Annotated in this window: 11 protein-coding genes, 1 tRNA gene and 1 other RNA gene; 10 read left to right on the top strand and 3 right to left on the bottom strand. The window is 48.0% G+C overall.

All coding sequences use genetic code 11. The features are described 5' to 3' along the window. On the top strand, positions 1 to 875 hold an 875-nt coding region (locus MSA64_RS02120), incomplete at its 5' end, for a phosphoenolpyruvate carboxykinase (ATP) (RefSeq protein WP_287890327.1). A gap of 191 nt (positions 876 to 1,066) precedes the next feature. Here MSA64_RS02120 and MSA64_RS02115 read toward each other — a convergent pair. Continuing rightward, positions 1,067 to 1,921 carry an NAD(P)/FAD-dependent oxidoreductase gene (locus tag MSA64_RS02115; RefSeq protein ID WP_287890326.1) on the bottom strand — a complete coding sequence of 285 codons (855 nt, stop codon included), beginning with the start codon at positions 1,919 to 1,921 and terminating at the stop codon, positions 1,067 to 1,069. Positions 1,922 to 2,251: 330 nt separating this feature from the next. On the opposite strand from MSA64_RS02115, the gene MSA64_RS02110 reads away from it, so the two are divergent. After that, a complete protein-coding gene (locus MSA64_RS02110; RefSeq protein WP_118619606.1) occupies positions 2,252 to 3,400 on the top strand; it encodes an alanyl-tRNA editing protein in 1,149 nt (382 codons plus the stop codon). Between the two features lie 8 nt (positions 3,401 to 3,408). Beyond that, a complete protein-coding gene (locus tag MSA64_RS02105; protein ID WP_277663907.1) occupies positions 3,409 to 4,104 on the top strand; it encodes an anaerobic ribonucleoside-triphosphate reductase activating protein in 696 nt (231 codons plus the stop codon). Here MSA64_RS02105 and MSA64_RS02100 read toward each other — a convergent pair. After that, positions 4,019 to 5,011, bottom strand: coding sequence for a hypothetical protein (locus MSA64_RS02100; RefSeq protein WP_277663908.1), 993 nt, complete (start codon positions 5,009 to 5,011; stop codon positions 4,019 to 4,021). The two genes, MSA64_RS02105 and MSA64_RS02100, sit on opposite strands and share 86 nt — an antisense overlap. Before the next feature lie 80 nt (positions 5,012 to 5,091). Between MSA64_RS02100 and tadA the strand changes: the two genes are divergently transcribed. Both tadA and MSA64_RS02090 read left to right on the top strand, forming a co-directional pair. Further along, positions 5,092 to 5,631 (top strand): tRNA adenosine(34) deaminase TadA, encoded by a 540-nt coding sequence (tadA, locus tag MSA64_RS02095; RefSeq protein WP_022172179.1) that lies wholly within the window; start codon positions 5,092 to 5,094, stop codon positions 5,629 to 5,631. 6 nt (positions 5,632 to 5,637) lie between these two features. Next, positions 5,638 to 5,725: transfer RNA gene (locus MSA64_RS02090), tRNA-Ser, on the top strand. A gap of 399 nt (positions 5,726 to 6,124) precedes the next feature. Here the strand turns inward: MSA64_RS02090 and ffs are convergent. Beyond that, positions 6,125 to 6,386: signal recognition particle sRNA large type (gene ffs / locus MSA64_RS02085), an RNA gene on the bottom strand. A 180-nt stretch (positions 6,387 to 6,566) separates the two neighbouring features. Between ffs and MSA64_RS02080 the strand changes: the two genes are divergently transcribed. The 5 genes from MSA64_RS02080 to MSA64_RS02060 all read left to right on the top strand — a co-directional run bounded on the left by MSA64_RS02080 (position 6,567) and on the right by MSA64_RS02060 (position 11,593). Further along, positions 6,567 to 7,646, top strand: a complete 1,080-nt coding sequence (locus MSA64_RS02080; protein WP_022172017.1) for a 6-phosphofructokinase — start codon at positions 6,567 to 6,569, stop codon at positions 7,644 to 7,646. A 211-nt stretch (positions 7,647 to 7,857) separates the two neighbouring features. Further along, positions 7,858 to 9,483, top strand: coding sequence for a DNA polymerase III subunit gamma/tau (dnaX, locus tag MSA64_RS02075; protein WP_287890323.1), 1,626 nt, complete (start codon positions 7,858 to 7,860; stop codon positions 9,481 to 9,483). 44 nt (positions 9,484 to 9,527) lie between these two features. Beyond that, positions 9,528 to 9,878 (top strand): YbaB/EbfC family nucleoid-associated protein, encoded by a 351-nt coding sequence (locus MSA64_RS02070; RefSeq protein WP_022172019.1) that lies wholly within the window; start codon positions 9,528 to 9,530, stop codon positions 9,876 to 9,878. A 1-nt stretch (position 9,879) separates the two neighbouring features. Continuing rightward, positions 9,880 to 10,476 carry a recombination mediator RecR gene (gene recR, locus MSA64_RS02065; RefSeq protein WP_022172020.1) on the top strand — a complete coding sequence of 199 codons (597 nt, stop codon included), beginning with the start codon at positions 9,880 to 9,882 and terminating at the stop codon, positions 10,474 to 10,476. Between the two features lie 10 nt (positions 10,477 to 10,486). After that, complete coding sequence (locus MSA64_RS02060; protein ID WP_022172021.1) at positions 10,487 to 11,593, top strand: LacI family DNA-binding transcriptional regulator; 1,107 nt, start codon at positions 10,487 to 10,489, stop codon at positions 11,591 to 11,593. The last annotated feature ends 401 nt before the right edge of the window (positions 11,594 to 11,994 follow it).

Below are 11,994 nucleotides of genomic sequence, written 5' to 3'. Positions count from 1 at the left end.
CTGGAACAGGTAAGACAACACTTTCCACAGATCCTAAGAGACTTCTGATCGGTGATGACGAACACGGCTGGGATGACAACGGCGTATTCAACTTTGAAGCTGGATGCTACGCAAAAGTTATCAACCTGGATAAAGAATCTGAACCAGATATCTACAATGCAATCAGACGTGACGCTCTTCTTGAGAACGTTACAGTTGCAGCAGATGGCAAGATCGATTTCGCTGATAAGAGCGTAACAGAAAACACTCGTGTTTCCTACCCAATCGATCACATCGAAAACATTGTTCGTCCAGTTTCTTCAGCTCCGGCAGCTAAGAACGTAATCTTCCTGTCCGCAGATGCATTCGGCGTACTGCCTCCGGTATCTATCCTGACAGAAGCTCAGACACAGTATTACTTCCTGTCTGGTTTCACAGCTAAACTGGCTGGTACAGAACGTGGAATTACAGAACCTACTCCTACTTTCTCCGCTTGCTTCGGCCAGGCATTCCTGGAACTGCATCCTACAAAATATGCAGAAGAGCTGGTTAAGAAAATGGAAAAGAGCGGTGCAAAAGCATACCTGGTTAACACAGGTTGGAATGGTACCGGAAAACGTATCTCCATCAAAGATACCCGTGGTATCATCGATGCTATCCTGAGCGGAGATATCAAAACAGCTCCTACAAAGACTATTCCGTACTTCAACTTTGAAGTTCCGACAGAACTGCCGGGCGTAGATAGCGGAATCCTGGATCCTCGCGATACTTACGCAGATGCAGCTCAGTGGGAAGAGAAAGCGAAAGACCTGGCTGACAGATTCATCAAGAACTTCGCTAAATACGAAGGAAATGAAGCTGGTAAAGCTCTGGTAGCAGCTGGTCCTCAGAAATAATTAAAAAATATAAAGTGTTCAAACGATAAAAGAACTGCCGCTATCCGAAGTGATTCGGATGCGGCAGTTTTTGCATATTCGGAAAAGCTGAGAATAATATAGTGGTTTGCCAGAAAATAAGCGGCAGGATACCGGGTTTTTAATATGGATATCCTGTCGCTTATTTTATCTCGTTATGGTTACATAAGAATTTAAGACCGCAGATATTTGATACAGGAAAGCGCGGCCTTCGCTCCTTCACCGACTGCCACGGAAACCTGCAGGATCCCGCCGATACAGTCGCCTGCAGCAAAAACGCCCGGGAGTCCGGTATCCATCTGTTCATTGACAATGATCCGTTCATCTTCGAGCCGGATACCAAGTTTCCGTGCAAGATCACTTCCCTTCGCAGCGCCGAGTGCCATGAAAAGGCATGCCGGGTGAATCTGCGTGCCGTCTTCCAGACAGACAGCCTCCAGTGCATCTGTGCCGACCAGTTCCAGAACCGGTGTTTGAATGATCGTAACTTCCGGTGGGAAGTCAACGGAAGGTTCCAGCCCGTTGGTCAGAAGCGTGACGGAGTCGACGATCGGGAGAAGTTCCTGGACTTCATGAAGGGCGTACTCGCCATTTCCAAGGACGGCGACAGACTCACCGCGGTAGAGAAAAGCATCACAGACAGCACAGTAGCTGACACCATGTCCTTCGAGCTGCGCGAGATTCTTAATTTTCACTGTTTTTCTGGAAGTACCGGTGGTGAGAATAATGGCGCGGGCTTCGATCTGTGTGGAGATGGTAGAAATCAGATAGTTTCCGTTCCAGCTGATCCCCACAACCTCATCCTGTAAAAGAGTACCGCCAAGACGCTGTACCTGTGTTCTTCCATTTTCAATCAGTTCATGGCCGGAGAGGGGACGCTCCAGTCCAAAATAATTTTCGATTTTTTCTGCTTTTTCCAGAGCCCCGTTGTCTTTTCCGATGACAGTAGTGGAAAATCCACCCCGGAGCATATAAAGAGCGGCGGACAGCCCAGCCGGTCCACTGCCGATGATAACTACATCCTGCATAAAGATCGCCTCCTTGTATGTTTAGTGTAAGTATAGTCAAAAACAGAGGAAAAAGCAAAGAAATCATCTGTGACATGGTCACATAGAAATGCAGTTACTGCTCACTGATCATATCCCGTGGGGTATTATTGTGAGCGAAGATCACAGAAAACCTGAGACATACCGCGCGAATTTGTGCAATCAGCAAGAATTCTGTGCATCGTGAAACGAACAGTAATCTTGCAACTTTCCCGATTTCGTACTATGATGGTGCAGAGAGAAAGTGCAGCGTAACTGTAAAGATACTCAGCAGTTATCATGTCAGAACAGAGACAGAAAGAGGACATACATATGAGAACAGAACGTTTATTTTATAAAGATTCTCACCAGACCACCTGCCAGGCAAAAGTGCTTGCGTGCAGAGAGGTGAAGAAAGGATATGAGATCCTTCTGGATCAGACCGTATTTTATCCGGAAGGGGGCGGACAGCCATGTGACATCGGAACCATGAACCGGGTGGAAGTTATGGATGTACAGGAAAAGGACGGAGAAATCTGGCATCGGACGCGGGAAGCGATCCAGGAGGGGACAGAAGTGACCTGCAGGATCGACTGGGAGCGCAGATTTGACCTGATGCAGCAACACTCCGGCGAACATCTGATCAGCGGACTGATCCATGAAAAATACGGTTATAACAACGTAGGATTTCACATGGGAAGCGAGACGATCACGCTGGATGTGGACGGCGAAGTGCCGGAAGAGGTGCTGAAAGAGATCGAGGCGAAGGCAAATCAGTATGTATGGGAGAATCATCCGATTGAGATCACTCATCCGTCGGAGGAAGAACTGAAAACGCTGCCTTACAGAAGTAAGAAAGAACTGACCGGTGATGTGCGGATCGTAACCTGGCCGGGGATGGATATCTGTGCCTGCTGTGGTGTTCATGTAGACTTTTCCGGTGAGATCGGACAGATCACTCTGGTATCCGCACAGAAATTTAAAGGTGGTATGCGTATCGAGATGCTCTGCGGCAGACGGGCACTGGAATATACCAATCAGTTAAAAGAACAGAACCGCAGGATCTCCCAGCTGCTGTCCGCAAAATGGAATGACACTGCAGATACAGTGGAAAAATTACAGAAAGAATATCAGCAGTTAAAATTCCGTATGGTAGGAATGGAACTGAAAAAAATCGAGACGATCGCAGCGCAGACAGCAGGATGCGGCGATCAGCTGTTGTTTGAGGAAGATATGTCACCGGACAGCGTAAGAAAGCTGGCTTCTGATGTGATGGAAAGCTGTGGCGGTCGCTGCGCGGTGTTCAACGGCAACGATGAAAACGGCTATCGTTATATCATCGGAGAAAAAGACGGAGATCTTCGTGAATTTGTAAAAGAGATGAACCGGAAATTACAGGGACGGGGTGGCGGAAAACCGTTTTTCGTACAGGGTTCCGTACAGGCATCCAGAAAGGAAATCGAAACATTTTTTGCTTCGTAAGGTAGCGTATGGCGAAGATACACGGATTTAACAAACTGACGTTGCTGGATTACCCGGGACGGCTGGCAGCCACCATTTTTCTCGGTTCCTGTAATTTCCGGTGTCCGTTCTGTCACAATGCCGGTCTGGTGCTGGCACCGGAGAGTGAGCCGCTGATCGAGACGGAGGAAGTTCTGAAAGTGCTCAGAAAGAGAAAAGGAATCCTGGACGGTGTCTGTGTGACCGGAGGGGAACCGACGCTGGATCCGGGACTGACCGGACTGCTGGCACAGATCAAAGAACTGGGGTATCCGGTCAAATTGGATACGAACGGAACCCGCCCGGCACTGGTGAGGGAACTGGTTGACGCGGGGCTGGTGGATTATGTAGCGATGGATATCAAAAACAGTCAGGAAAAATATGCAGAGACCGCCGGGATCCGCCATCCGGATCTGGAAAGCATCATCCGTATGGTGGAATATCTGAAATCGGGTGTGGTGGACTATGAATTCCGCACCACAGTCGTGAAGGAGCTTCACAAACGGGAAGATATCGAAGCCATAGGGCAGTGGCTTTCCGGGAGCCGGCGGTATTTTCTGCAGAACTATAAAGAGTCGGAGCAGGTGATCCGTCCGGTATTCACGTCTTACTCGCGCGAGCAGCTGGAGAATTTTCAGCAGATTCTTCGGAAAACGATTCCACAGGTTGAGATTCGGGGGATATAGGATCGGGATTTTGTGGTTCGGTGTGGATCGTCCGGTACCAGTAGCCGAAATGTCCGGGCTGTGCAGCTTTTGCCCGGGCGGACTTAAAGTAGGGGAAACCGAACAGATTGGCGAGCAGCCGTTCCCGCTCCTCATAGATGCCGGGGACAGCCAGAATGTAGCAGATGGTGTCCTCGTGTTCCATCTTTCCGAGAAGAAAATGCTGGAAGGCGTGGCTGCCATAGAGAAAAAACTGGTTGTTGCCACAGGAAACTCCGAAAGAGCCAAGAAGAGAAAGATCTTTCGGGGATAATTGCAGGCAGTTGTGGATTTCTTCATCGAAAAACGGTGTAACATGTGGATAACTTTCGGTCAGCCGTTTCCAGGAAAATGAGGAAGTCTGTGTACGGGCAGGCGCGGTGTCGGAAGAACGGAAGGAGTCCGATGCGGGCTCTGGATCAGGGTGTGTGCTGACAGTGTTTGTCTCTGGGGATTCCGGCTGTTCCAGCGAGGCTGCCCGAAGAATCGGCGCGGATTCCGGCAAAAGGAGATCTTCCGGTGAAATCTTACAGTCACTCCAGCAGGTGGCGTAACGTTGTCCGGTTTCGCAGACAACGATGAGACCATCGATATCATCAAGATTCCAGCTGGTGTTGCAGATACTGGTGTCTGCAATCCGGAACTGACCGTATACATTGCCCTGTTTCCAGGAAGGATTGCCGAGAAACAGACCGTGCAGTGTGCCGGGACGGGCGACAAATGCGTAGGCGCGGAAGACAGGGATAAACGGGCAGGCGGGAAGAGTCATATGAAGTTCCAGACAGCACTGGTGATTTCGGACCTCGACACGGACAAATCCGCGGTTTTTTCCCTTTTTCCGGTTATCGTATTCGTAAAGATAAGAAACAAAACGTTTGTATGCAGACAAAATGGACACTTCCTTTTTGGAGTATTCTATGGTAGCATATGCAAAGAAGAAACAAGATATGATGACAGGAAAGCGGAAGAATGATGGATGAGAAGAAAATAGATGAACGGTTTATGCGGGAGGCGATCCGGCAGGCACGAAAAGCAGGTGCACTGATGGAAGTGCCGATCGGGTGTGTGATCGTTTATGAAGGAAAGATTATTGCAAGAGGATACAACCGGAGAAATACGGATAAAAATACGATCTCCCATGCGGAACTGAATGCGATCCGAAAAGCGAGTAAAAAGCTGGGCGACTGGCGGCTGGAAGGGTGTACGATGTATATCACTCTGGAACCGTGTCAGATGTGCGCCGGAGCTATTGTCCAGGCGAGAGTTAGCCGGGTGGTGATCGGAAGCATGAACCCGAAAGCGGGATGCGCCGGATCGATCCTGAACCTTCTGGAGATGGAACAGTTCAATCATCAGGTAGAAGTTACCCGTGGCGTTTTACAGGAAGAGTGCTCCCAGATGCTCAGTGGATTCTTCAAAGAACTGCGTGAAATCAAGAAGCGGCAAAAACGGGTATTGACGGAAGAAAAACAAGGAAGTATAATGAATAGCGAATCTGCTGATTCGTAACACCATGGAGATGTACCCAAGTGGCTGAAGGGTCCGCACTCGAAATGCGGTAGGTCGGGCAACCGGCGCGAGAGTTCAAATCTCTCCATCTCCGTAACCAATGCAACAGAAGAAGGCTGCGAAGTTTATTTTGAAAAAAATATACTTCGCAGCCTTTTTACGTTGCAGTGCATATCAATAATTGGTCCGGTGGACTGATTTTAACGACAAATACAAGTGTCTTGGAAAACCTCCCGTCAGACACCCACCCCTTACAAAAATAGCCAACACCCAGCCCGGAGGGAGATACATAAGGGAAGGGACAGCATTTTGTGCGCGGTTAGAGCGAGTTTTAAGATCCTGTGCTTACGTAGACTTTCGCGAGTGCCAGCTGGCACTCGTGAATCATAGTCGGAGTTAGCACATAGCTTAAAATCGCTCTGCGCACTGCTGTCCCTTCCCTTATGTATCTCCCTCCGGGCGTCCCCCTTCAGGCTATTTTTCCCAATTTTAAAAGCGCACCGCCCTTCGAACTTCCTCCACAGACGTTACTTCTGCAGTTAACTCGGCCCAGGCACCCTTACGGCACACAGAAGGTTCTGCTTAGTGCTGCTCCATTCCTGACCTGACACGGTTCACAGATTCCTGTTGCGTAAGACCCAGACGTCAACGCCACTTACAGAAGGCAGCTCTGCAAAGAAAAGCCCTCAGTTTGGTATCACCCCTGCTGTAGCGGATTGCAGGTACAGGGCACCGCTAACTCCCCGGCTGCGCAGGATTCAGTATATCGTGTTTCTTTTTATTTGTCAATCTGAATCCTGATATTTACATGATATTTACTTGTGAGAGTGGCAAAAATGGGCTATAATAATAACCAGATGATTGTGAAAAAAATTTGTAACCGGGGCAGTGAAAGACCGGGTGCAAAAATCTGAAAAGAAGGACGGAAAAAAGGTATGAAGAGAATAGGTTTACTGACAAGCGGCGGCGACTGCCAGGCTCTGAACGCGACCATGCGAGGCGTAGTAAAAGGACTTTCCCACAATATTGATGATCTGGAGGTCTATGGATTCATGAACGGATACAAGGGTCTGATCTACGGAGATTATCGAATGCTGACAGCAAAAGATTTTTCCGGTATTCTGACCCGTGGCGGTACGATCCTCGGTACATCCCGTCAGCCATTCAAACTGATGCGTACACCGGATGATAACGGACTGGACAAAGTAGAAGCGATGAAACAGAACTATCATAAACTGAATCTGGATTGTCTGGTGATTCTTGGCGGTAACGGAACTCAGAAGACTGCAAACCTGTTAAGAGAAGAAGGTCTGAACATTATTCATCTGCCGAAAACCATCGATAATGATATCTGGGGTACAGACATGACCTTCGGTTTCTACAGCGCAGTGAATATTGCAACAGAAGCCATCGACTGCATCCATACAACCGCATCCTCCCACAATCGTGTATTTATCGTGGAAGTTATGGGACATAAAGTAGGCTGGCTGACCCTGTACGCAGGAATCGCCAGCGGCGCAGACGTTATCCTGATTCCGGAGATTCCATATGATATTGATAAAGTAGTGGGAGCCATCGAGAGAAGAAAGAGAAACGGAAGCGGATTTACGATTCTGGCGGTAGCAGAAGGTGCGATTTCCAAAGAAGATGCACAACTTGGTAAAAAAGAACTGAAAAAGAAAATGGAAGAAGACAGAAAACTTTACCCATCTGTTTCCTATAAAGTGGCAAAAGAGATCGAAGACCGTACCGGTATGGAGATCCGCGTAACGGTTCCGGGACATACCCAGAGAGGTGGAAGCCCGTGTCCGTACGACCGTGTACTGTCTACCAGACTTGGATCTGCAGCAGCAAAACTGATCCTGAACGATGAGTATGGTTACATGGTAGGTCTGATCAACGGAAAGACAAAAAAAGTTCCGTTGGAAGAGTGTGCAGGAAAACTGAAGGTGGTAACACCGGATGCACAGGAGATCAAAGATGCCAAAAGAATCGGTATCAGTTTCGGTGACTGATACAGAAAAAGTACAGCTGTGAAATTATGGAACAGTTATAAAAAGTAATGTAACAGAGGGAGAAGGGCTGGTCTTTGTGACAGCCCTATCTCTTTGTTGCATTTTGGCTTGTGTGTCTCGGGAGTTTGTCATATTCATATAAAAACACCTCGAGAGACAGTGGCTACTGAACAGTTACAATTTATGACAGATTGAGGAGAGGCAGAGAAATATGAGCTATACCGCTCTATATCGTAAGTTCCGTCCTGACACCTTCGAGGATGTCAAAGGACAGGATCATATCGTAACAACTTTAAAAAATCAGATTCGTGCGGACCGTATCGGTCACGCATTTTTGTTCTGTGGAACCCGTGGAACCGGTAAAACGACCGTGGCAAAGATCCTTGCAAAAGCGGTCAACTGTGAGCAACCGGTGGACGGCAGTCCATGTAACGAGTGCCCGACCTGTAGGGCGATACAGGCGGGAACATCCATGAATGTGATCGAGATCGATGCGGCATCCAACAACGGTGTCGACAACATCCGTGAGATCCGGGAGGAGGTTACCTACCGTCCCACACAGGGAAAATACAAGGTGTATATCATTGATGAGGTGCATATGCTGTCAGCAGGTGCATTTAACGCACTGTTAAAAACTCTGGAAGAACCACCGTCCTATGTGATCTTTATTCTGGCAACCACCGAATCCCACAAGATTCCGGTGACGATCCAGTCCAGATGTCAGAGGTATGATTTTCACCGTATTTCCATTGATACGATCGCCGGACGGCTGCGGGAACTGATGGAGAAAGAACAGATTCCGGTGGAAGAGAAAGCACTTCGCTATGTGGCGAAAGCAGGAGACGGTTCCATGCGAGACGCACTGAGTCTTCTGGATCAGTGCATCGCCTTCTATCTGGGACAGGAACTGACCTTTGACAAGGTGCTGGAAGTGCTGGGAACCGTAGATACGGAAGTGTTCAGCAAACTGCTTCGCAAAGTGCTGGAGCAGGATGTCACCAGCTGCATCCATATCCTGGAAGATCTTCTGGTCAATGGAAAAGAACTGGGACAGTTTGTCAATGATTTTACCTGGTATCTGCGAAATCTCCTGCTGGTCAAGACATCGGAAGATGCGGAAGAAGTTCTGGATGTATCTTCGGAAAATCTGAAAGCGCTGCAGGAAGAAAGTCAGCTGATCGATACCGATACGCTGATGCGCTATATCCGCGTGTTATCTGAACTTTCCAACAACCTGCGAAATGCCACACAGAAACGTGTGCTGGTGGAAGTGGGATTGATTAAATTATGTAAACCTGCAATGGAAACAAACCTGGATTCCGTACTGGACCGGCTCCGGGTGCTGGAAGAGCAGATGGAAAAGGGAATTCCGATAGCGGCAGTTCAGTCTTTGCCGGGTTATGCGGGAATGAACAACGGTATTTCGGTACAGCCAACCCAGGCAGCACCATCTGCACCGGAGAAGAAACCGGAAAAAGCAGCGCCGGAGGATCTGCAGCGGATCAAGGAAAACTGGAAAAATATCGTGATGCAGACACAGGGGATGTTCAAGACATTTTTAACAACCGCTGTGCCGAAATATAATGGAAATACCGGGGAGAATAAATTATATGTGGAATTCTCCAACGACCTGGCGCAGACCTGTGTAGATGATCCGGATAAAAAACAGCTGCTGGAAGATCTGATTTTACAGATGACGGGAAAAACCGTGGAAGTGGAGATGCTTTTAAAGAAAACAAATATGCATCAGGACTTGGCAGAAATCTCGGTTGATGATATATTAAAACAGACGGTTCACATGAATATCGTGGTAGAAGAAGAACCGGAAGACGAGTAAAAGATGCAAAAATATGATTTAAGAGAAAACAGGAGGAACCAATCGTGGCAAAACGTGGTGGCTTTCCAGGCGGCATGGGTATGCCTGGTAATATGAATAATCTGATGAAACAGGCGCAGAAGATGCAGAAACAGATGGAAGAGAATCAGAAAGCGCTGGAAGAGAAAGAATTTACGGCAGCAGCAGGCGGCGGAGCCGTAGAAGTGACCGTAAGCGGTAAAAAAGAAGTGACCAAAGTCAAACTGGCAGAAGAAGTTGTAGATCCGGATGACGTAGAGATGTTAGAGGATCTGATCATGGCAGCTACCAACGAAGCACTTCGCAAGATGGAAGCTGAGACACAGGCTGTGATGTCCAAACTGACCGGTGGTCTGGGTGGAGGATTCCCGTTCTAAGATGGAATACTACAGCAGTCATATCAGCAAATTAATCGAACAGCTGTCAAGACTTCCGGGTATCGGCGCAAAATCAGCCCAGCGCCTGGCGTTTCACATCATCAATATGCCCCAGGATCAGGTAGAACAGCTTGCGGGTGCGATGACCAGCGCGAGATCAAATGTCAGATACTGCAAAGAATGCTTTACTCTGACTGATCAGGAACTGTGTCCGATCTGTGCCAATCCGAAGCGAAACCATAAACAGATCATGGTTGTGGAAAATACAAGAGATCTGGCAGCTTATGAAAAAACCGGCAAGTACGAGGGCGTGTACCATGTCCTTCACGGAGCTATTTCCCCGATGCTGGGGATCGGTCCGGGAGATATCCGGTTAAAAGAGCTGATGCTGCGTCTGCAAAAAGATGTGGATGAAGTGATCATTGCCACCAATTCCAGTCTGGAAGGGGAGACGACAGCCATGTATATCAGCAAACTGATCAAACCTACCGGTATCAAAGTGAGCCGTATCGCAAGCGGTGTTCCGGTCGGCGGTGATCTGGAGTACATCGATGAAGTAACACTACTGCGTGCACTGGAAGGACGCGTAGAATTATAAGGAAAAAACGATGGCAAAGAAGAAAGCAACTTCTATGGATGTGGCCCGGGAAGCAGGAGTTTCCCAGGCCACTGTTTCTATGATACTAAATAAAAAATATAACGTATCTTTCTCCAAAGAGACGATCCGTCAGGTGACAGAGGCGGCAGAAAAGCTGGATTATCACCTGCCAAAACAGCGGATCCGCCGGTCGGCAAAGAGCAGAAAACTTCTGGTTGTGTTCTGCCCGACACTGACAAACCCTTATTATGTCATGCTGCTGCAGGGCATCGAAGCCATGGCAAAAGAATACGGGTACGGCGTGTTTGTCTGCAACACCCAGAGGGATCTGAAGATCGAGGAAAATTATCTGCGGATGATGCGGGAAGTGCAGCCGCTGGGAATCATCTATGCCTGTAACCCAAGTTTCAGCCGCCAGGTGGCAGAACTGTCCGGAGAGATCCCGGTGGTTGTGATCAGCAACCGTGACGATGAATTTTCAATTGATGCGGTGGCTCTGAACAATCAGAAACCGGGGATCCTGATGGCGCGTCATCTACTTGAACTGGGGCATCGGGATGTGGCATTTATCGCGCCGCCGCTGACGGCGAGACAGCACCAGCGGCAGAAACGTGTGGGTGGCTTCCTGATGGAATTTGAAAAAGCGGGACTTTCAGACCATGTGCTGGTGCGCTCTGCGGCAGACAGCAAAGATACGGAGATCCCGAATATTGAGTCAGAGTACCGGATGGGATATGATCTGACCGTGGAACTGCTTCGGGAAGGACAGCCGGTTACAGCGATCGCAGCACTGAATGATATGATGGCATTTGGTGCGATGGATGCCCTTCTTGAGCGTCAGTACCGGATCCCGGGAGATATCTCGGTGGTGGGGTGTGACAACACTTTGTTTTCCAGGTTCCATACCATTGGACTCACAACAGTGGAACATTTCGTGGATCAGAAAGGGCGGGATGCCTGTGATATCATCCTTCGAAAGATCGAATCGCAGAAGAGTTACCGCAAGGGAGACGAACCTACCAGTATTTACCATATCGAGTATGAACCGCGTCTGATCGTCCGCGGAAGCACCGGATATGCGCCGGATGAAAGCAACCATGAAAAAAAGAAAAAATAAATGGTTTCTGTGGAAATATTAATAATAAAATAGATGAGAAAACAGCGAAAATAAAGGAAAAACCTAAATAAACGATGAAAAACACAGTATACATTAATTAATAACAGCTAATTATTAATAAAAAATACTATTTATAAATACGCAAGCCTGTTGACCACAAAAACAAATCTGCTATACTGAGGGCAGAAAAGAAAAAACACCGTAACTATTCAGTAGCCACTGTCCCGCGAGGTGTTTTGACATGAATATGTCAAAATCCCGAGACATACAAGCCAAAATGTCATCACCGAAGGTGATTTTTTATGCATTTTGGCTCGTAACTGTGAAGGTACTGAACAGTTACAAAAATAATTATAATACTGCTGATAATGAGGCCGTCGCCACTAGTCTTTTCAGGCTGA

The sequence above is a fragment of the Oliverpabstia sp. genome (assembly GCF_022785585.1).
In the GTDB taxonomy this organism is placed as follows: Bacteria; Bacillota; Clostridia; order Lachnospirales; family Lachnospiraceae; genus Oliverpabstia; species Oliverpabstia intestinalis.
This window is presented reverse-complemented; position numbering and strand designations above follow the sequence as displayed.

Excerpts from the sequence above, each read along its gene's own strand:
- MSA64_RS02115 (WP_287890326.1), bottom strand. The coding sequence starts at position 1,921 with ATGCAGGATGTAGTTATCATCGGCAGTGGACCGGCTGGGCTGTCCGCC.
- MSA64_RS02110 (WP_118619606.1), top strand. The coding sequence starts at position 2,252 with ATGAGAACAGAACGTTTATTTTATAAAGATTCTCACCAGACCACCTGC.
- MSA64_RS02105 (WP_277663907.1), top strand. The coding sequence starts at position 3,409 with ATGGCGAAGATACACGGATTTAACAAACTGACGTTGCTGGATTACCCG.
- tadA (WP_022172179.1), top strand. The coding sequence starts at position 5,092 with ATGATGGATGAGAAGAAAATAGATGAACGGTTTATGCGGGAGGCGATC.
- MSA64_RS02080 (WP_022172017.1), top strand. The coding sequence starts at position 6,567 with ATGAAGAGAATAGGTTTACTGACAAGCGGCGGCGACTGCCAGGCTCTG.
- dnaX (WP_287890323.1), top strand. The coding sequence starts at position 7,858 with ATGAGCTATACCGCTCTATATCGTAAGTTCCGTCCTGACACCTTCGAG.
- recR (WP_022172020.1), top strand. The coding sequence starts at position 9,880 with ATGGAATACTACAGCAGTCATATCAGCAAATTAATCGAACAGCTGTCA.
- MSA64_RS02060 (WP_022172021.1), top strand. The coding sequence starts at position 10,487 with ATGGCAAAGAAGAAAGCAACTTCTATGGATGTGGCCCGGGAAGCAGGA.